This is a genomic window from Agrobacterium sp. 33MFTa1.1, assembly GCF_004328495.1.
Classification (GTDB): Bacteria; Pseudomonadota; Alphaproteobacteria; order Rhizobiales; family Rhizobiaceae; genus Agrobacterium; species Agrobacterium pusense.
Genome location: NZ_CP036359.1, coordinates 251,174 through 270,488 on the forward strand (window position 1 = coordinate 251,174; position 19,315 = coordinate 270,488).

Sequence of the window (19,315 nt, forward strand, 5' to 3'; positions counted from 1 at the left end):
TGGGCCGATTATAAATGTCAAACCCGCTCACGCCTTCGTGAACGGGTTTGACAGGAGACAAATCAGCCGCGCAGCGCAGCAGCTTCGGCGGCAAGCTTGGTGATGCCCGCCCAATCACCCGTCGCCACCAGTTCGCGTGGGGCAACCCAGGAGCCGCCGACGCAGACGACGTTCGGCAGGGAGAGATAGTCGTTTGCGTTCTTGAGCGATACGCTGCCGGTCGGGCAGAAGACGGTGCCGGCGAGCGGCGAAGACAGCGCCTTTAGGTAAGGTGCGCCGCCAGCCTGTTCGGCCGGGAAGAACTTCAGCACCTTGTAACCCTCGTCGCGCAGCGCCATGACTTCGCTGGCAGTGGCGGCGCCCGGAAGCAGCGGCACCCTGGAGCTGCGCGCAGCTTCCAGCACGCTCTTGTTGATGCCTGGGCTGACGATGAAGGTGGAACCGGCTTCGGCAGCCGCCTCGAAATCCTTCGCATTGAGAATGGTGCCGGCGCCGACATTGGCGCCTTCCACTTCCGCCGCAACAGCACGGATGGCGTCCAGCGCGGCCGGCGTGCGCATGGTGACCTCGATTGCCTTCAGACCGCCAGCGACCAAAGCACGCGCAAGCGGCACGGCGGAGGCGGCGTCATCCACGATCAGCACCGGCACGACCGGCTGAAGTTTCAGGATGGAGAGAAGTTTTTCGGAGTCCTGGGCCAAGATGAGCCTCCTTGCGCGATTGAAACGATTGAAATCCCGTTTACCGATTAGCCTGCCCCGGCTTTGATGTCGAGGCATGGCAAGGCCATTTTTTGCCCTGATACTTCAATCAATTCGCTTCTTCATCACGCTGTCTTGCGATAGTCTGGCGCACCAGTTTGCGGAGACAGCATGGCCAAGGAAATCGAACGGAAGTTTCTTGTTGCAGGCGGTGAATGGCGCGATGAGGTAACGCATAGCATGGCTTTCCGGCAGGCCTATGTCGCCTCCATGGAAAATCGTTCGGTCAGGGTGAGGATCGTCGACGGGCGTGACGCGACACTCACAATCAAGATCGGCGCAAGCGCGCTCGTCCGCGACGAATATGAATATCCCATCCCGCTGGACGATGCCGAGGAACTGATGGCCAGCGCGCCCGGCGTGGTGATCGAGAAGACGCGGCACACGGTTGATCACGGCGGCTTCACCTGGGAGATCGATGTTTTCGAAGGCCGATATAAGGGGCTTATCGTGGCGGAAGTGGAGATGGATGACGAAAATGCCGATCCGGATCTTCCTCCCTGGCTCGGCAGGGAGGTAACGGGCGACAGGCGCTTTTCCAACCAGTCCCTCGCCACGGACGACCAGAGCGGAGACCTGTCGGATGCCTTTCAGAATTGATCCGAAAAAGCCCTTTGACGATGAAATCCGCCGCGCCGGCCTGGAATTGATCGAAGACACGGTCACCATCCTGCGTAACCGTCCGTCCGGCCCGCACGAGGCCGTGCACGATGCGCGCAAGCGCTTCAAGCGGCTGCGGTCCCTCTACCGCCTCATCCGAAAGGCGGCGCCGGATTTCAGCCGAGAGGAAAATGCCCGCTTCCGGGATATTGCCCGTTCGCTCGCCTTCGCCCGTGATGCGACGGCATTGGTGGAAACGGCGGAATATCTGGAGGCTTTCGCGCTCTCCGATACACAGGGTGAGGCGCTGCGGTCCATCACGGCGATGCTGCGCGCGCGTCGGGATCATGCGGTGAAATACGAGGCCGCTCTCGACGAGGCGATTTCTGCGGCCATCACCGGCTGCGAGGCGGGACGTGAACGGCTGAAGACGCTATCGCTGCCGGATGAGCTCAGGGACAGCGCCCGGCTGCTGAGGACAAGCTGGGCGCGGCAGAGGAAACGGGCGCGACAGGCGCTGGCCGATTGCCACGAGCGGGCCGATGTCGAGCATTTTCATGAGTTGCGCAAGGCCGGCCAGACCTACTGGATGCATCTTGGTCTGATGAGGCGTATCTGGCCATCCGCCATGCGCGCCAAGCGCGCCGATACCAAGCGACTGGTCGACATTCTCGGCCACGAACACGATCTCTCGGTTCTCGCCGCCGTGGCCGACCGCGAGCCCGACCGCTTTGGCAACGGCGAACGGCTGGCGCTGCTGCTCGACGCCATCATCGAAAGGCAGCAGGCGCTGCGTGCCGAAGGCCTTGAACTGGCAGATGAGGTCTTTTCCGAATCTGCCCGCACGGAAAGCCGCATCGTCGGCCTGCTGTGGCGGCAGGCGGCGAAGTAGGCCAAACGCCACTTTCGGCGCTCGCTCACCTCCGTCATTCCGGCCTTGAGCCGGAATCCAGCCAGCCCAAGTCCTTGGGCTGAAAAGACTTGTCCCGCCGCGCAGACGCGCGTCGGCTGGATTCCGGCTCAAGGCCGGAATGACGGAGGCGGCATTGCGACATCCCGTTGCCTGCACACGGCAGCAGGAATGACAGGAAGCCCACAAATCCTCCCGATTGACGATTTTCAAAATACCCGAACCCACCGATAAATATTGCTTTGCGGCCGCCGTCGCTGTATTTCACCGGCCATGACCGACACGACCATTCTCCCCCGCCCGGAAGTCTCTGGCGATTTCCTTGTGGCCGCGCTTTATCATTTCGCCCGCCTGCCGCGGTTCGAGAGCCTGCGTGAGCCATTGTTCGAGCTCTGCCAGAAGAACGGCGTCAAGGGCACGCTGCTGCTGGCCGCCGAGGGCATCAACGGCACGATCGCCGGCCCGGATGCAGGCGTTCACGCCGTGCTTTCCTTCCTGCGCGCCCAGCCGGAATTTTCGGCATTGGAGCACAAGGAAAGCCGCGCCTCGCACATGCCTTTCGTGCGGCTGAAGGTGAAGCTCAAGAAAGAGATCGTCACGATGGGCGTGCCTGATATCGATCCGAACCGGATCGTCGGCACCTATGTCGACCCGCGCGATTGGAACGAATTGATCTCCGACCCGGACACGATCGTCATCGATACCCGCAACGATTACGAAACCACCATCGGCGTCTTCAAGGGTGCAGTCGATCCGAAGACGAAAACCTTCCGCGAGTTTCCGGACTGGGTGAAGAACAATCCCGGCCTGCACAACAAGCCGAAGATCGCCATGTATTGCACCGGCGGCATCCGCTGCGAAAAGGCCACGGCCTTCATGAAGGAGCAGGGCTTCGACGAGGTCTATCACCTCAAGGGCGGCATCCTGAAATATCTGGAAGAAGTGCCGGAAGAAGAAAGCCTGTGGGAGGGCGCCTGCTTCGTTTTCGACGAGCGTGTGTCGGTGGTGCATGGCCTGGCCGAAGGCGACCACCAGCTGTGCCACGCCTGCCGCAACCCGATCACCCCGGAAGTGCGCCTGTCACCCAAGTTCGAGGAAGGCGTCTCCTGCCCGAGCTGCTACGATGAGCGCAGCGAAGAAGACCGCCAGCGCTTCCGCGACCGGCAACAGCAGATCGACCTGGCAAAGAAGCGCGGCGAGCGGCATCTGGGGCGGTAAGCCCAGGTAGCTATAGGACTGTATCTAAATTTGGATAGAGCGGCGCCGCGTGTTTCTTCTCCCCGCCGGGGAGAAGAAACGAGAAGCGACACGTCGAGAACCTCACGCCCCCGCCCGCAGCGCAAAGAGCGGCGCATCCTGTCCGTCCAGCATGGCGGTGATCTCTTCCGCCGCGACCGGTTTTGAGAACAGGTAACCCTGCAATTCGTCGCAGCCGCACAGATGCAGTATGGCCGCCTGCTCTTCCGTTTCCACGCCTTCGGCCGTGACCGGAATGTCGAGTGATTTCGCCAGCGCCACGGTCGCCTGCAGCATTTCCAGCGAGCGGCCTCCCTTGTCGAGCGCCATGATGAGCGAACGGTCGATCTTCATCCTGTCGAAGCCGAAGCGACGCAGATAGCCGACGCTGGCAAAGCCGGCGCCGAAATCGTCGAGCGCAATATGCAGGCCGAGCTGTTTCAGCTTGTCTATCGCCGCACTTGCCCGCTCCGGGTGCTGGATGAAATAACCTTCCGTCATTTCCAGCCGCAGCCTTTCCGGCGGCGTCTTCGTCGCATCCAGAATATCCGCGACATGGCCGGAAAAGGCCGGATTGCGGAACTGCACGGGTGAAATATTGACCGACAGTTTGATGGACGGCCATTGCTGTGCTGTCTCGCAGGCCTTGCGCAGCACCAGCAGGCCGAGCCGGTCGATGAGACCGCTCGTCTCGGCAGCGGCGATGAATATGTCGGGCGGGACGAAGCCATATCCCGGCCTCTGCCAGCGGGCCAGCGCCTCCACCCCGGTAATGCAGCGCGTGGCGGCGCTGACGACCGGCTGATAAACCACCTGTATCTCGTCGTTCAAAATGGCGGAGCGAAGATCGGCCTCGAGCTGCAGTTTTTCCTCGCGCAGCGCATCCATTTTCAATTCGTAGGACACGTAACGACCGCGGCCGTTTTCCTTGGCCTGATACATGGCCATATCCGCGCGGCGCAGCAATTCCTCACCATTGATGTCCCCCGCCCGCGAGATCGACGTGCCGATGCTGCAGCCTATACTTGCCACACGCTCGCCTATGCTGAAGGGTTCGGTGAACAGTTCCAGCAGTGACATGCAGAGCTTGCGGCCTTCCACCCACACGTCGTCGCCCTGAATGGCGATGGCGAATTCGTCGCCGCCGAGCCGCGCCAGAACCGCGCCTTCCGGCACCAGCACCCTGAGCGCCGCCGCCACGCCCTTGATGAGCCGGTCACCCGCCGCGTGGCCGTAGGAATCGTTGATTTCCTTGAAGCCGTCGAGATCGAGATAAAGCAGCTTGATATCCGTCTTGTCGTGGCTTGCCCTGGCGACCATGCGGTCCAGCCTCGCGAAGAGACCGGCGCGATTATTGAGGCCGCTCAGCCGATCGCGCAGAGCCTCTTCCCGCGCCGCCGCCTCATCCGCCTTCAGACGATCGAGCGTGGCCGAACCGATGATGAGCAGCACCAGAAAGAACGTGCCGGCGATACCGAGCGCGGTAAAGACGACCGGCCGCGCCTCATGAAAACTGACATCTCCGGGCAGGTGCGAGCGCCAGACGAGCCGTGCCAGCACCTGCCCCAGCGGATTGACGATATCCACATGGTTGGCGGCCGTTCCCTCGCCATATTGCAGCTCCAGGCCCTCGATCACGTAGTTGCGGGCGAGTTTGTGCACCGTCGCCTGGGTGAGATGACGGGCAAAAACCAGATAGCGCCGCTCCGCACCGACCGGCGGCAGCGCTCCCGATTTGAGCCGCACCAGCGCAACACCGGCAGCGGCGATGCCATCCCCGGTTTTGACGAAACCCGTGACCTGCGAGGTGACGCCGGGACGCATGGACCGCACCCGTTCGATCATTTCCGGAAGGCCGGCGGCGAAATAGGTGCCGGGCACCCATTTCGCCGGCTTGCCATTCTGATAAGCCATACGGACCTTGTCATCCTCGTCGATGATAACGGCAGTATCGAAAAGATCGTTATTGGCCGTCATGTCGCCGTAATTGCTTGCCACCCAGTCGAAGCGATCAGGAGCATAGACATATTCGGCGGCATCGTCCCAGGCGGCGTAATCGTTGAGCGTCGCACCAAGCTGTTCGCGAAAAGTGACGAGAGCTCCCGCCGTCGTCTCGCGTGAACGGGCACTGTCGAGCAGATTGGCCTTTTCCCGGACCTGACTGAGAGCGGAGAGGACGAGCGCCGTAACGATGAGAAGCACCAGCGCGAAGGTGGACAGCACAACGCCGACGGCGGTTCTGCGCCCGACCGGCAAATAGTCCCCAATGTTGCGCGGCGCAATCCGCATAAAATCCCCTTCGAAAGCATCATCTTGCGAAGGAAACATTCAAAAGCCGTTAAGCCGCGCCGTAACACCGACCCAAAAAACAACGGGTACAAAACGACAGTCCGACCGGAAATCTGAAAAATCCTTTCTGAAAGAACGGAAGTTTTTCAGGAAAAGTGGATTTGCGCCCGTCCGTAAAACAAAAAACCTCCCCCGCGCGCGGGAGAGGTCATCATTTTCATCGTGATGGAGCGATTACCAGGACGGGATAACCGTGCCGTTATACTTCTCCAGAATGAAGGCCTTCACTTCCGGGCTGTGGTAGGATTCCACCAGCGTCTTCACCCAGGGCTTGTCCTTGTCCTGCGTGCGAACGGCGATGACGTTCGCGTAAGGGGACTTTTCGCTTTCGATGGCGATGGAGTCCTTCTTCGGGTTCAGGCCGGCTGCCGTGGCATAGTTGGTGTTGATGACCGAAGCGTCGGTATCGTCAAGCGAGCGCGGCAGCTGTGCGGCGTCGAGTTCGACGATCTGGATGTTCTTCGGGTTTTCGGTGATGTCGGCAGGCGTTACCTTGAGGCCAGCTTCTTCCTTGACCTTGATCAGGCCCTTGGAGGCAAGAACCAGAAGGGCGCGGCCGCCATTGGTGGGATCGTTCGGAATACCGACCGTCGCGCCATCCTTCAGCTCGTCAAGGCTCTTCACCTTCTTCGAATAAACGCCCATCGGGGTGGTGATGGTGGTGCCGACGCTGACGAGATCGAACTTGCGGTCAGCGATCTGGTTGTCGAGGTACGGCTGGTGCTGGAACGAGTTGGCCTGCAGCTCGCCGTCGTTCAGCGCCTGGTTCGGCACGACATAATCGGAGAACTCGACGATATCGATATCGAGGCCCTTGGCGGCCGCGATCTTCTTCACCTGTTCCATGATCTGCGCGTGTTCGGCGGGGGTGACGCCGATCTTGATCGTCTCGGCCAGCGCCTGACCGGCGGTGAAGAGAGCGGCGAGCGATGCCGCGAGAATAAGTTTCTTCATAGGTGTCTCCTTGGGTTGTTATTATGAACGCAGTTAATTCTTCCGTGTACGCTTGTCGAAGCTGCGCGCCAGCCGGTCGCCGGCGCTCTGCACCAGCTGCACCAGCACGATCAGCACCAGAACCACGGCCAGCATCACGTCTGGCATAAAGCGCTGGTAACCGTAGCGGATGCCGAGATCGCCCAGCCCGCCGCCGCCAACCGCGCCCACCATGGCCGAATAACCGATGAGGCTGACCAGCGTGAGCGTGAGCGCCAGCGTGATGCCGGGCTTGGCCTCAGCCAGCAGAACCTTGGTGACGATCTGCAGCGGGGTCGCACCCATGGCGCGGGCAGCCTCGATCAGACCCTTGTCCACCTCGCGGATCGCCGCCTCCACCAGCCTGGCGATGAAAGGCACGGTCGCAACCGTCAGCGGCACGATGGCGGCACTGGTGCCGATCGACGTGCCCGCCACGAGACGGGTGAAGGGAATGATCGCCACGACAAGAATGATGAAGGGCGTGGAGCGCGCCGCATTCACGATGAGGCCGAGGATGCGGTTGGTCATGGGCGCGGGAAACAGTTCGCCCTTGCCGCTGGTGGCGAGGAAAACGCCCATCGGCACGCCGATGATGGACCCAACGATGCCGGAAACAGCAACCATGTGAAGGGTTTGCAACAGCCCTTTCAGCAGAAGGTTGAAGATCATATCAGGCGACATAACCGAGCACCTCCGTGTGAAGACCGGTTTCAGCATAAAAGCGATCGGCGCGCGCCGTAACCTCAGCCGAGGCCGGATAGGAGACGACAAGCGAACCGAAGGGCTCGCCGGAAATTTCCTCGATGGTGCCGGCGAGGATGTTCACATCCGGGCCGATTTCGGCGACGAGACGGGCCGTCAGCGGCTGGAAGGCCGTTTCGCCGAAGAACACCAGACGCACCAGAACACGATCGCCTTCCGCTGCCTGCGGCTTGAGACCAGAGGTAACCCAGTGCGGCAGCTTCACGCCGACAGAGGACGACAGCAGGCTGCGGGTGGTCTCGTGTTTCGGCGCTGTGAAGATATCGAAGGTGGTGCCTTGCTCAACGATCAGTCCCCTGTCGATGACGGCCACCTGCGACGCGATGGTCTTTACCACCTCCATCTCATGGGTGATGAGCAGCACGGTCAGACCGAGTTCGGCATTGATGCGCTTCAGCAGTTCGAGAATGGATTGTGTCGTTTCCGGATCGAGCGCAGAAGTCGCCTCGTCGGAAAGGAGCAGCTTCGGCTGGGTGGCGAGCGCACGGGCAATGCCGACACGCTGCTTCTGGCCGCCGGAAAGTTCCGCCGGATACCGCTTTGCCTTATCGGACAGGCCGACGAGATCAAGCAGCGGCGCAACGCGGGTCTCGATTTCCCTCTTGCCCATGCCTGATATTTCGAGCGGCAGCGCCACATTATCGAAGGCGGTGCGCGACGACAGGAGATTGAAGTGCTGGAAGATCATGCCGACGGAACGACGCAGCGTGCGCAGGCTCTTTTCATCGAGCGCCGCAACATCGACGCCATCAACGATCACACGACCGGTTGAAGGCTTCTCGAGGCCGTTGGCGAGGCGGATGAGCGTGGACTTGCCGGCACCGGAACGACCGATGATGCCGGTGATTGAGCCTTTCGGCACGGCGTAATCGATACCGGCTAGGGCTGCGAAGCCGGGCTTGCCGCCCGTGCCGCCAAAGGTCTTGGTCACGCCTTCGAACGTGACCATCGGCTCCTTTGCCGCCCCTTCAGGGACCGCCTGTTCTTGACGCGCGGGCGAGGCCGCACTGGATGGAAAACTCATTGTGAACTCTGGGAATGCGTGACGGATCGGGTCTCAAAAAATCCTGTTGCGGTGCTGAACCGCTCTCTTCATGCAGCCTTCGGGCACATTCGATGACAGCTGATTTTCCGGGTCATTTCGTCAGGCTTTCACTCAGAAATGCCGGGGATCGGCAATTCGATGGCGCATACTTGCCCGCACACGCCACCTTTTAACAGGGATGTTTTTTCAATTATCTGAAAAGAGAGGAAAAATCTACCGCAAAGCCGCGTGTGCAGCCCTGCGGCAGTCAAGATTTTGCGAGTACCTTGAATCAGACGCGGCTGACGAATTCTTCGGCGGGACGGCGCACCTTCTTCAGGTTCACCAGCCAGTCGCCTTCCGGCTGGCGATAACCGAGCGGCAGGATGGTGACGGAGCGCAGGCCCTTCTCACGCAGGCCAAGGATTTCATCGAGCCTGGCAGGATCGAAACCTTCCATCGGAGTGGAATCCACACCCTCAAAGGCGGCCTGCGCCACAGCCATGCCGAAACCGATATAGGCCTGACGGGCGGCGTGCTCGAAATTCACCTGCTGATCGCGCTGCGGATAGGTGTTAAGCAGCATCTGGCGATAGGCTTCCCAGCCTTCATTCTTGATGCCGCGCTCTTCATTGACCAGATCGAACATATGGTTGATCCGCTCTTCGGTGTAATTATCCCACGCCGCAAAGACCAGCAGATGCGAGCCTTCGGTCACCTGCGCCTGGTTCCAGGCAATCTCGCGGATTTTGGCGCGCACTTCCGGATCGGTGACGACGATGACTTCAAAGGGCTGAAGACCGCTGGAGGTGGGCGCCAGCCGCGCTGCCTCGACAATGCGCTCAACCTTGTCTTCGGACACCGTCTTTGAAGGGTCCATTTTCTTGGTGGCATAACGCCAGTTAAGTTTTTCGATAAGCATGTTCGTTTTCCCTGGGAGGACCAGCCCGCCCTGCCCCTTGACGGCAGGATGGGCGCTACGCTTCGTAGCCCGTCTCACATAGGAGCCGGGACGGCAGGCGCAAGCAGGCACCGTGGGGTAACCGACAAAAAAGTTTGGAAAACTGATAATAAGGGGAGAGAACTTTATTGCGGACAGGCTTCGTGCTCTCGCCCGTCAGGAGTCGACGTTGAATTTTACGCATCAGCCGGCCTCCCCACCCTCATTCCTGTGCTTGTCACAGGAATTTAGCCCACACGCGTCCACGTGGCGCAAAGACTCCCCTCAGCCCAAGGACTTGGGCTGGCTAGATTCCTGTGACGAGCAGAGGGATGAGGAGAGAAAGCCTCACCCCTTGGCAACCCCATGGTTCCCCTTCGGAAAACCCGAAGCCAACGCGCTGTACCACTTGCCGCTATTCTTCACCGTCCGCACCTGGGTCTCATAATCCACATGCACGAGCCCGAAACGCATGCGGTAACCCTCGGCCCATTCGAAATTATCCATCAGGCTCCAGGCGAAATAACCGCGCATCGGGTAACCGTCACGGATGAGATCGGCGACGATGCCGAGGTGTTCGGCGTAATAATCGAGACGCGGCTGGTCATTCACCTCGCCGTTTTCGACTCCCATATTATAGCAGGCGCCGTTTTCGGTGATGTAGCACTCCGGCAGATCGTAACGCCTGTAGAGCGTCTCAACCAACGACTTCAGCGCCGGAGCGTAAACCTCCCAGCCGATATCGGTCTTCACATCGCTGACCGCCGGTGCGGGCATAGTCGCGGGGAATTCCGCGCCCGGTGTCGCGTCGTCGGCAACGCGCATCGGCGTGTAATAATTCAGGCCCCACCAGTCGAGCTTCTGGCTGATGATGCCGAGGTCTTCCGCCTCAACGACGGGCATACGATCACCCAGCGCCTCCATCATCTCGGCGGGATATTCGCCTTTGAAGACCGGGTCAAAGAACGCGCCATTGTGGAACTGGAAGGCCCGCTCGGCCGCCTTCAGATCAGCCTCGCCATCGGAAGCGGGAATGACGGAATGGGCGTTCAATACCAGCCCCACCGGCACTTTCGGCGCGACGTGGCGGGAAGCTTCCACGCCGAAACCGTGGGCGAGGTTGATATGGTGCATGGCGGCAAGCGCGGCCTCCATGTTGCGCTCGCCCGGCGCGTGGACGCCGTAGAGATGGCTGAGCCACACCGCGCACCATGGTTCGTTGAAGGTCGCCACCGCATCCAGCCGGTCGCCGAGGCGGGCCATGACGGTCTTGGCGTAACGCTGGAAGGCATGTGCCGTGGAGCGGGAAGACCAGCCGCCATCCCCCATCAGGGTCAGCGGCAGATCCCAATGGTACAGCGTCGCATAGGTCTTGATCCCGCGTGCCTTGCAGCCATCAACGAGACGGTCGTAGAAATCCAGACCCTTCTCGTTGATCGGCCCGAAACCATCGGGAATGATGCGCGGCCAGGCGATCGAGAAACGATAGGCCTCCACCCCCATCTCCTTGATGAGATCGAGGTCTTCCTCCCAGCGATTGTAATGATCGCAGGCGATATCGCCATTGTGACGCCCGAAGACATGGCCCGGCATATTGCAGAAGGCATCCCAGATGGAGGGCTTGCGGCCATCCGCCTTGGTGGAACCTTCGATCTGGAACGAGGCAGTTGCGACGCCAAACAGGAAATCGCCGGGGAAACGGGCTGCGAGCGTTTTGGGATCGGTCATCGGAGAGTCCATCGATGTGAAAAGATCAGCAGCGGTTTAGACCATGTCGCCTGCGAGGTACAGTCGGGCTCGGCGGAATCTACAACGTTTCAGGATGCGCGGTGAACAGACCCAAAGCGCTTTGCATGCGCAAACGTCGCCGCGGCGCTCGGCCGGCGGCGTGGAAGGCAGGCCCGGTGAATGCGGGTGGAACAGGTATTGGTGGAAGTATTTGCATGCACCGGGCCGCATTATAGAGACCATGATCATGGCCTCTCGCTTACAGCCTTTTCACGACATCTATCCGATCAGCCCTTCCCGCCTCTGGCCGTGCGGGACGCCTCTCCGAAACACGGTCTACCAGAACCATGCTTGTCGATGCCGGCAACCGGTTCGCAAAAGGCGCCGCGCGTATCGCCCTTCCGTTCCGGTTGCGGGAGGAATGATGCAGCCAACGGAGGCAATGGGGATGGGAGAGGAAGAATTTTTTCGGAAGTGACTGAAAAGGATGGAGGGGTGGCGCAGAGTTGTCCGCTTCTTCTGGAGCAGAACTGAGAGCGGGGCCCCTTATCCAGCCCTTTGGGCTCCTCCGGCGGAGAGAAGAAATGTACCGAGCCCGCCGCGTTTGGCAAGGAGCGTGAAGCTTGTTCTTCTCCCCGCCGGGGCGAAGTGCCGGAGCGCAGCGGGGCGATGAGGGGGCAACGTTGCCGTCACCCCCTCCATCACGTCAAACGTAACGATTGACCACGTTTTCGAGATATTCCTGACGACCCGATTTTGGCTCAGGATTGATATCCTCGCGCTCGACCAATGCCGCAATCTCGTCGAGCTTCAGCTCGCCGCGCAGCATCTTCTGGGCTTCCGGCGAATCCCACTTGGCGTAGCGCTCCTTGAGTGGCTTCGACAATGCGCCGTCCTCGATCATCTTCGCCGCCGCCTTGAGGCCACGGGCGCAGCAATCCATGCCACCGATATGGCCGATCAGCAGGTCCTGCGGATCGAGCGACTGGCGACGCAGCTTGGAATCGAAGTTGGTACCGCCATTCTTGAAACCGCCGCCGGCGAGCACATGGTAATAGGCCAGCGCCATTTCCGGCACGTTGTTGGGGAACTGGTCCGTATCCCAGCCGGACTGGTAATCGTTGCGGTTCATGTCGATGGAGCCGAAAATGCCGAAGGCGTTGGCCATGGCAAGCTCGTGCTCGAAAGAGTGGCCGGCGAGGATGGCGTGGCCCTGCTCGATATTGACCTTCACTTCCTTGTCGAGACCGTTCTTCTGCAGGAAGGCATAAACGGTGGCGACGTCATAGTCGTACTGGTGCTTGGTCGGCTCCTGCGGCTTCGGCTCGATAAGGATCGTGCCTTCAAAACCGATCTTGTATTTGTATTCCACCACCAGATTGAGGAAGCGGCCAAGCTGGTCGAGCTCGCGCGACAGATCGGTGTTGAGCAGGGTTTCGTAACCTTCGCGGCCGCCCCACAGAACGTAGTTCGCGCCGCCGAGCTTCTTGGTGGCGTCCATGCAGGTCTTCACCGTTGCGGCGGAGAAAGCGAAGACGTCAGGATCGGGATTGGTCGCGGCACCCGACATGAAGCGGCGGTTGGAGAAGAGGTTGGCCGTGCCCCAAAGGAGCTTCACGCCGGTATCGGCCTGCTTCTGCGCGAAATAATCAACGATCTCGTTGAGGTTCTTGGTGTTTTCAGCGAAGTTCTTGCCTTCCGGGCGCACATCGGCGTCGTGGAAGCAGTAGAACGGCGAACCCAGCAGCGAGAAGAATTCGAACGCCACGTCGGCCTTCAGTTTCGCGGCCTGCATGCTGTCTTCAAACCATGGACGCTCGAACGTCTGGCCGCCAAAGGGGTCACCGCCCGGCCAGGTGAAGGTGTGCCAGTAGGCCACCGCAAAACGCAGATGGTCTTCCATGCGCTTGCCCGCGACGATTTCATCAGGGTTGTAGTGGCGGAAGGCCAGCGGATTGGTGCTGTCGGGGCCTTCATATTTGATCTTGGCGATATCGCCGAAGAAGCCTGTGCTCATTGGGTGGTTCCTCCTTGGTGGGTCTAGATGGTGTTCGAAAATTTCAGGGGCGGCGTTTGCCGCTCACCCCCCTCTGTCCTGCCGGACATCTCCCCCTCAAGGGGGGAGATCGGCAAGACGTTAACTTCGGCGCATCCTCCGCTGCGTTAGAGATGGCCGGGACGTTGCGGCGATTCGATCTCCCTCCTTGTGGGGGAGATGCCCGGCAGGGCAGAGGGGGGTGAAGCCCCACACGCCGTGTCTCAATGCGATAGCCCCCTAATCGCCGGATAAACCGCGTGATACCGCCGGTAAGCCTCCTCATAGGCATCGGCCAGATCAGCCACCGGCTCAATCGTCCGCGCCGTCTCCGGCTGCGAGCACACCGCCACCGGATCAGCTCCGGTCGCGGCAATCAGGCCGAGACGCGCGGCACCGAAGGCCGCACCGAAATCGCCCTCGGCGGGAATATCCACTGGCACACCAAGCGACGTAGCAATCGACGCCAGCCAATAGGCCGAACGCGAGCCGCCGCCGATGGCGGTGACACGAGAGATCGAGGTGCCGGCGGATTTCAGGGCTTCGAGATTGTCCCTGATCGCGAAGGTCACGCCCTCAAGCACGGCCTGCGTCAGCGCCTTGCGGTCGCTCTCATGCGAAAGGCCGATGAAGGAGCCGCGGATGGCAGCATCATTGTGCGGTGTACGCTCGCCGGAAAGATAGGGTGCAAAGGTGACACCCGTGGGGGCAAGCAGCGTGTCGCCGAGTTCGCCGGTCAGATCGGCGGCGGATTGGCCTGTCAGCCGCGAATACCAGTTCAGCGCATCCGTGGCGGACAGAATGACGCCCATCTGGTGCCAGGTATTGGGCAATGCGTGGCAGAAGGCATGCACGGCGCTTTCCGGCTTCGGCAGATAAGAGGCATTGGCGGCAAAGAGCACGCCAGAGGTTCCGAGCGACACGAAGGCATGACCTTCCTTCACCGTGCCCATGCCACAGGCCGAGGCGGCATTGTCGCCCGCTCCGCCGGCAACCACGGCCCGGCCGGAAATGCCCCATTCGGAGGCAAGCTCGGCGCGCAGAACGCCCGCCTCATCCGTGCCTTCCACCAGAGACGGCATGTGTTTTTCATCGAGCCCGGTGGCGGCAAGCAGGTCGGAAGACCATTTGCGCGCGCCGGTATCGAGCCAGGAAGTGCCGGCGGAATCGGACATTTCCGAGATATATTCACCGGTCAGCCACAGCCGCAGATAATCCTTCGGCAGCAATACCTTGGCGACTTTTGCGAAGACTTCAGGTTCGTTCTTTGCCACCCAGGCGAGCTTCGGCGCGGTGAAGCCAGGGAAGACTATATTGCCGGTTATCTTGCGGAAGCGCGGATCGGCATCCAGTGCGGCAGCTTCCGCGTGCGAACGCGTGTCGTTCCACAGGATGCAGGGGCGCAGCACCTTGCCATCGGCATCGACAAGTGTGGCGCCATGCATCTGCCCTGACAGGCCGATGCCCTTCACCGCGGCAAGCTCTTTCGGAAACTTCTGCTTCAGGCCGGCAACTGCGGTTTTCGTCGCGGCGATCCAGTCCGCCGGGTCCTGTTCCGACCAGCCATGATGCGGGCGCGAGACATCCAGCGAGCCGTTGGCCGAGCCGATGATTTTCTGATCGCCGTCCATCAGCAGGGCTTTGACGCCTGAAGTGCCAAGATCGAGACCGAGATACATGTATTTCTCCATTCCGGCGCGCCATGCGCCAAAGTTCATGCGGTTTTTTAAAGTCGCCGCCAGAGGGAAAACCAGCGGCCACTTTTCCTTCGGAAGAGTTTCTTCAGGGAAGATTGTCCCTGAGGAAGATATCGATACGAATACGTTCCTGCGCGGCGATGACGGGCAGACCATCGGCGCGCGCCTTCAGGACGCGGATGGCGCTGCGCACCTCGTGACCCGCGTCCTGGTTGAGCACGGCATCCAGCAGCCCTTGCCGCAGCGCATTGGCGGTGGTTTCGGTGAGCTCATGGGCGATGACCGAAAGCGGTCTTTCGTCATCTACCGCTCCAAGCGCGCGGATGAGACCTCGATTACCGGCACCGAGACTGTAAATGCCGGCGAGGGTTGCATTGCCGAGCGCCTCGCGCACCAGCGCCTCGACGGTCAGCGGATCGTCCCTGCCCTCCAGCACCGGCAGCAGCCGCGCCTGGGGAAACTCTGCCTCGATGACGGCGCGAAACCCTTCCAGACGCTCGCGATGGTCGCGCACCAGCATGGAGCCGGCCACAACGGCGACATCGCCGCTACGTCCGGAAAGAAAACGTCCCATCAGGCTCGCCGCCGTGCGCCCGGCGGCGACGTTGTCCACGCCGGCATAATGGTCGCGTCTCGAACCCGAGAGGTCCGACACCAGCGTCACCGTGGCGATGCCGTCTTCCGCCAGCCGGTCGGCGGCCTCCGCCACATCTTCGGAATCGGTGGCGACGAAGGCCACCCCGGATGGCTTTTCCCGGCGCGCAACTTCCAGAGCCTCAGTCAGAGCCGCAGCATTAAACGGCGGCACCTCGATGACGCGGATCGCCGTCCGCTCCAGATGCGAGCGGCTGGCCGCAGCCCGTACCTCGGCGCGCAGCGTCGCCATGAAGGAATTGTCGTTGCCGGGCAGGATGAAGATCATCGAGTAATTGCGCCCCTTGGCCAGATTGGCGGCGGCGATGTCACGCACGTAACCCAGTTCGGCAATGGCCGCTTCCACCCGCGCCCGCGTTGCGGCATGCACGCCGGGACGCATGTTCAGCACCCGGTCTATGGTGGCGAGGCTGACGCCCGCCCGCTCGGCGATATCGTGAACTGTCGGCTTCATGGCTCCTCCCGCCTCCTGCATATCCAGCTTTGCCGCCGCCGTAAATCGAAAAATGATGTACGTACCTCATAATTCGATGCAAGACGGCGATCCGTCGGTGTTCTTTCGCCCGCGTTGCCGCGTGTTTCTTCTCCCCGAGCGGGAGAAGGTGGCCCGAAGGGTCGGATGAGGGGGAAACGCCAGCGATAGATCGCACGCTTGCCCCCTCATCCCGCTGCCGCGGACTTCTCCCCGGCGGGGAGAAGAAACAAGCGGGAACCGCTCGCCCCATTTAGCCAACAGGCAAAAAAAGGGGCCGTCATTTCCGACGGCCCCAGCTCTGCGGTGGATGGGAGGGGATTGTTATCAGTGCGCCGCGTCTGGTGGCGGCGCTGCCTTGGGTTTCTGGATCAGGATCGTCATGAAGATCAGGCTGGAAAACAGCAGCGTCAGCGCGAAGAACACATCGGCGAAGGCTAGAATCCATGCCTGCTGCGAGACCATGCCGACCATTTTCTTGACCGCGACGGATGCGCCATCGAGCCCGTAGGAATCATAGTTGGCGCCGACACTGTTCAGCCATTCCAGCGCCTTGGGGTTGGAATAGCTGATATGTTCGGCCAGACGCACATAATGGTCGTCCGTGCGCTGCGACAGCATGGTGTTGATGACGGCAAGACCAACGGCGCCGCCGAGGTTACGCGTGAGGTTGAACAGGCCGGAGGCGTTGCGGATACGGGCGGGCGGCAGGGTGCCGAGCGCGATGTTGTTGATCGGCACCATGCACATCATCAGGCCGAAACCGCGCAGGATCTGCGGGATCAGCAGCTCGTAGAAATCCCAGTCGGTCGTCACATGCGTCATGATCCAGGTGCCGCAGCCGAAGCTGATGAAGCCGATGGCCATCATCGCCCGCGGATCGAGCTTGGTGGAGACCTTGCCGGCAATCGGCGCGGTGAAGAACATCGCAAGGCCGGACACGAACATGGTTTCGCCGATCATCAGCGCGTCATATCCCCTCACCCGGCCGAGATAGAGCGGGTAGAGATAGGTCAACCCGTAAAGCCCGATGCCCATGACGAAGGAGAACAGCGAGCCGATGGAGAAGTTGCGGTCCGCAAAGGCGCGGATATCAACCACGGGGAACTCTACCTTGAAGGCGCGCCAGAAAAAGACGACCGCGCCGATAACCATGGCGACCGTTCCCATGACGATGTGCTCGTCGTTAAACCAGTCCTTGTTGTTACCCTCTTCCAGCACATATTCCAGCGAGCCGAGGAAGACGGCCATGGAGATCAGCCCCCACCAGTCGAACTTCTTCCACAGTGACTTTTCCGGCTTGTCGAAATCGATCAGGCTCCATGTCAGGATGGTGACGATGATGCCGGGGATGATGTTGACGAGGAACAGCCAGTGCCAGGAAAAGGCGTTGGAAAGATAACCGCCGACCGTCGGGCCGATGGTGGGCGCGAGCGTGGCGACGAGACCGATGATTGGTGAGACGACCGAGCGTTTGGACGGCGGGAAGATGGTGAAGGCGGCCGCAAAGACCGACGGGATCATGCCGCCGCCGATAAAGCCCTGGATCGCGCGGTAAACGATCATCTGGTCGATATTGGTGGCAGTGGCGCAGAGCGCGCTCGAGATCGTGAAGCCCGCAGCACAGGTGGCGAAGAGCACGCGCGTGGAGAGAATGCGCGCCAGCGTGCCCGACAGCGGGATCATGATGACTTCCGCGATCAGATAGGACGTCTGCACCCAGGCGATCTCATCCGAGCCGGCGCCGAGGCCGGCCTGGATTTCCGCAAGCGAGGCGGACACGATCTGAATGTCGAGAATGGACATGAACATGCCGAAGACCATCGCGAAGAATGCGATGAGCCTGCGCCTGTCCATCGGAGGATCGGCGGGGATGGACGCCCCGCCCGTACCGACAACCGTAGCCGCCATGATCTTGCCCTCAACGGCGCGTCAAAGACGCGCCTTACTTGGCCTGCGGATTAGCTTGCGCCGTTCTGGTGGTTTCCGGCGCCGTGCGGGTATCGACATCGACAACAACGCTGAGGCCCGCGCGCAGATTATGCTTTTCGAGGTCTTCCTTGGAGAAGACGATCCGAACCGGCACGCGCTGGATGACCTTGGTGAAATTGCCCGTCGCATTTTCCGGCGGCAGCATCGAGAAGACCGAGCCGGAACCCGGCGAGATCGACTGGACCGTGCCTTCGATCGTCGCGTCGTCAAAGGCGTCGACATGCACGCGCACCTTCGAACCGGGTACGACGCGGGCGAGCTGCGTTTCCTTGAAATTGGCGTCGATATAAAGCTCGTTCATCGGCACCAGCGAAGCCAGACGCTTGCCGACAGACACCAGATCGCCATTCTGTACCGCGAGATTGCCGATAACGCCGTCATAAGGCGCCTTCAGAACCGTGAAGGACAGATCGCGGGCCGCCTTGTCGCGGGACAGCTGTAGCGAACGGATGGTGCTTTCCGCCTCCTGACGCTGGGCGCGCAGGAGCTCCACATTGGCCTTGGCCGAGGCGATGGCGGCATCGCCGGCGACGACATTCGCCTTGGCCTGATCGAGCGCGACCTGCGCATTATCGGACGCGGCAACCGTGCCGACATCCTTTGCCTGCAGCTGGCTTGCGCGCTTCTGGGTGATTTCCGCACCACGAAGGGCTGCATCCAGCGCGCCCTTCTGGGCAACGGCCTGCTCGAGCGCCGCTTCGCCGCCGATGATCTGCGCATCGATACGCTTCAGAGACAGTTCCTCGGTGCGGATCTGCGCTTCGGCCTGGTCAAGCGCGATACGATAATCGCCGTCGTCAAGCGTCACCAGCGGGTCGCCCGCCTTGACTTCCTGGTTCTCGACCACGTTCACCCTGGCGACGTAACCGGAAACCTTCGGCGCGATGACCGCGATGTCACCTTCGATATAGGCGTCGTCCGTCGACACCAGGAAGCGACCATCGATCCACCAGTTGTAACCGTACCAGCCAGCACCGGCCAGCAGTGCAATAGCAATGACAGGCAGAAGCTTCGAGCGCTTCTTCTGCTTTGGTGCCGGCGCTGCCTGCGGCTGCTGGGAAGGCGCCTCCGCCGGCTTTGCGGGAGAGGTCTCGGCCTTGGCGGAGATATCCGCCTCTTCCGCATCGTTGACGGCGCGAACCGCATTATTCTTATGGGCCGACATGAGAGAGCTTACCGT

15 protein-coding genes are annotated in these 19,315 nt (G+C 61.1%); 3 read left to right on the forward strand and 12 right to left on the reverse strand.

All coding sequences use genetic code 11. The features are described 5' to 3' along the window. Positions 1-62: 62 nt before the first annotated feature. Positions 63-701, reverse strand: a complete 639-nt coding sequence (locus tag EYD00_RS15025; RefSeq protein WP_034496777.1) for a 2-dehydro-3-deoxy-phosphogluconate aldolase — start codon at positions 699-701, stop codon at positions 63-65. Between the two features lie 171 nt (positions 702-872). Between EYD00_RS15025 and EYD00_RS15030 the strand changes: the two genes are divergently transcribed. From EYD00_RS15030 to trhO, 3 genes are all read left to right on the forward strand, one after another. Next, positions 873-1,361, forward strand: a complete 489-nt coding sequence (locus EYD00_RS15030) for a CYTH domain-containing protein (protein WP_034496780.1) — start codon at positions 873-875, stop codon at positions 1,359-1,361. After that, the gene (locus EYD00_RS15035; RefSeq protein WP_034496782.1) at positions 1,345-2,253 is read left to right on the forward strand and encodes a CHAD domain-containing protein; all 909 of its coding nucleotides are present in this window, start codon (positions 1,345-1,347) and stop codon (positions 2,251-2,253) included. Before EYD00_RS15030 ends, EYD00_RS15035 begins: the two co-directional genes overlap by 17 nt. A 291-nt stretch (positions 2,254-2,544) precedes the next feature. Next, positions 2,545-3,489 (forward strand): oxygen-dependent tRNA uridine(34) hydroxylase TrhO, encoded by a 945-nt coding sequence (gene trhO / locus EYD00_RS15040; RefSeq protein ID WP_034496785.1) that lies wholly within the window; start codon positions 2,545-2,547, stop codon positions 3,487-3,489. A 102-nt stretch (positions 3,490-3,591) separates the two neighbouring features. On the opposite strand, the gene EYD00_RS15045 is transcribed toward trhO, so the two are convergent. From EYD00_RS15045 to EYD00_RS15110, 11 genes are all read right to left on the reverse strand, one after another. Continuing rightward, positions 3,592-5,835: a bifunctional diguanylate cyclase/phosphodiesterase gene (locus tag EYD00_RS15045; RefSeq protein WP_034496788.1), complete on the reverse strand. Its 2,244-nt coding sequence runs from the start codon at positions 5,833-5,835 to the stop codon at positions 3,592-3,594. Positions 5,836-6,030: 195 nt separating this feature from the next. After that, a complete protein-coding gene (locus EYD00_RS15050; RefSeq protein ID WP_006699526.1) occupies positions 6,031-6,810 on the reverse strand; it encodes a MetQ/NlpA family ABC transporter substrate-binding protein in 780 nt (259 codons plus the stop codon). Between the two features lie 33 nt (positions 6,811-6,843). Next, the gene (locus tag EYD00_RS15055; RefSeq protein ID WP_006699527.1) at positions 6,844-7,512 is read right to left on the reverse strand and encodes a methionine ABC transporter permease; all 669 of its coding nucleotides are present in this window, start codon (positions 7,510-7,512) and stop codon (positions 6,844-6,846) included. Next, complete coding sequence (locus EYD00_RS15060; protein ID WP_034496791.1) at positions 7,502-8,542, reverse strand: methionine ABC transporter ATP-binding protein; 1,041 nt, start codon at positions 8,540-8,542, stop codon at positions 7,502-7,504. Before EYD00_RS15060 ends, EYD00_RS15055 begins: the two co-directional genes overlap by 11 nt. Positions 8,543-8,909: 367 nt before the next feature. Further along, the gene (locus EYD00_RS15065; RefSeq protein ID WP_022562744.1) at positions 8,910-9,539 is read right to left on the reverse strand and encodes an NAD(P)H-dependent oxidoreductase; all 630 of its coding nucleotides are present in this window, start codon (positions 9,537-9,539) and stop codon (positions 8,910-8,912) included. 366 nt (positions 9,540-9,905) lie between these two features. Continuing rightward, positions 9,906-11,285 (reverse strand): GH1 family beta-glucosidase, encoded by a 1,380-nt coding sequence (locus tag EYD00_RS15075; protein WP_004445207.1) that lies wholly within the window; start codon positions 11,283-11,285, stop codon positions 9,906-9,908. 706 nt (positions 11,286-11,991) lie between these two features. Beyond that, positions 11,992-13,302: a xylose isomerase gene (gene xylA, locus EYD00_RS15085; RefSeq protein WP_004445208.1), complete on the reverse strand. Its 1,311-nt coding sequence runs from the start codon at positions 13,300-13,302 to the stop codon at positions 11,992-11,994. 242 nt (positions 13,303-13,544) lie between these two features. Then, positions 13,545-14,999 (reverse strand): xylulokinase, encoded by a 1,455-nt coding sequence (gene xylB / locus EYD00_RS15095; RefSeq protein WP_022562746.1) that lies wholly within the window; start codon positions 14,997-14,999, stop codon positions 13,545-13,547. A gap of 103 nt (positions 15,000-15,102) precedes the next feature. After that, the gene (locus EYD00_RS15100; protein WP_022562747.1) at positions 15,103-16,125 is read right to left on the reverse strand and encodes a LacI family DNA-binding transcriptional regulator; all 1,023 of its coding nucleotides are present in this window, start codon (positions 16,123-16,125) and stop codon (positions 15,103-15,105) included. A gap of 345 nt (positions 16,126-16,470) precedes the next feature. After that, complete coding sequence (locus EYD00_RS15105; protein WP_004445211.1) at positions 16,471-18,054, reverse strand: DHA2 family efflux MFS transporter permease subunit; 1,584 nt, start codon at positions 18,052-18,054, stop codon at positions 16,471-16,473. Between the two features lie 34 nt (positions 18,055-18,088). Next, positions 18,089-19,300, reverse strand: coding sequence for an HlyD family secretion protein (locus EYD00_RS15110; protein WP_022562748.1), 1,212 nt, complete (start codon positions 19,298-19,300; stop codon positions 18,089-18,091). Positions 19,301-19,315 lie beyond the last annotated feature (15 nt).

Excerpts from the sequence above, each read along its gene's own strand:
- EYD00_RS15045 (WP_034496788.1), bottom strand. The coding sequence starts at position 5,835 with ATGTTTCCTTCGCAAGATGATGCTTTCGAAGGGGATTTTATGCGGATT.
- EYD00_RS15035 (WP_034496782.1), top strand. The coding sequence starts at position 1,345 with ATGCCTTTCAGAATTGATCCGAAAAAGCCCTTTGACGATGAAATCCGC.
- EYD00_RS15055 (WP_006699527.1), bottom strand. The coding sequence starts at position 7,512 with ATGTCGCCTGATATGATCTTCAACCTTCTGCTGAAAGGGCTGTTGCAA.
- EYD00_RS15030 (WP_034496780.1), top strand. The coding sequence starts at position 873 with ATGGCCAAGGAAATCGAACGGAAGTTTCTTGTTGCAGGCGGTGAATGG.
- EYD00_RS15100 (WP_022562747.1), bottom strand. The coding sequence starts at position 16,125 with ATGAAGCCGACAGTTCACGATATCGCCGAGCGGGCGGGCGTCAGCCTC.
- EYD00_RS15105 (WP_004445211.1), bottom strand. The coding sequence starts at position 18,054 with ATGGCGGCTACGGTTGTCGGTACGGGCGGGGCGTCCATCCCCGCCGAT.
- trhO (WP_034496785.1), top strand. The coding sequence starts at position 2,545 with ATGACCGACACGACCATTCTCCCCCGCCCGGAAGTCTCTGGCGATTTC.
- EYD00_RS15110 (WP_022562748.1), bottom strand. The coding sequence starts at position 19,300 with ATGTCGGCCCATAAGAATAATGCGGTTCGCGCCGTCAACGATGCGGAA.
- EYD00_RS15065 (WP_022562744.1), bottom strand. The coding sequence starts at position 9,539 with ATGCTTATCGAAAAACTTAACTGGCGTTATGCCACCAAGAAAATGGAC.
- EYD00_RS15060 (WP_034496791.1), bottom strand. The coding sequence starts at position 8,542 with ATGGTCACGTTCGAAGGCGTGACCAAGACCTTTGGCGGCACGGGCGGC.
- xylB (WP_022562746.1), bottom strand. The coding sequence starts at position 14,999 with ATGTATCTCGGTCTCGATCTTGGCACTTCAGGCGTCAAAGCCCTGCTG.
- EYD00_RS15075 (WP_004445207.1), bottom strand. The coding sequence starts at position 11,285 with ATGACCGATCCCAAAACGCTCGCAGCCCGTTTCCCCGGCGATTTCCTG.
- xylA (WP_004445208.1), bottom strand. The coding sequence starts at position 13,302 with ATGAGCACAGGCTTCTTCGGCGATATCGCCAAGATCAAATATGAAGGC.
- EYD00_RS15050 (WP_006699526.1), bottom strand. The coding sequence starts at position 6,810 with ATGAAGAAACTTATTCTCGCGGCATCGCTCGCCGCTCTCTTCACCGCC.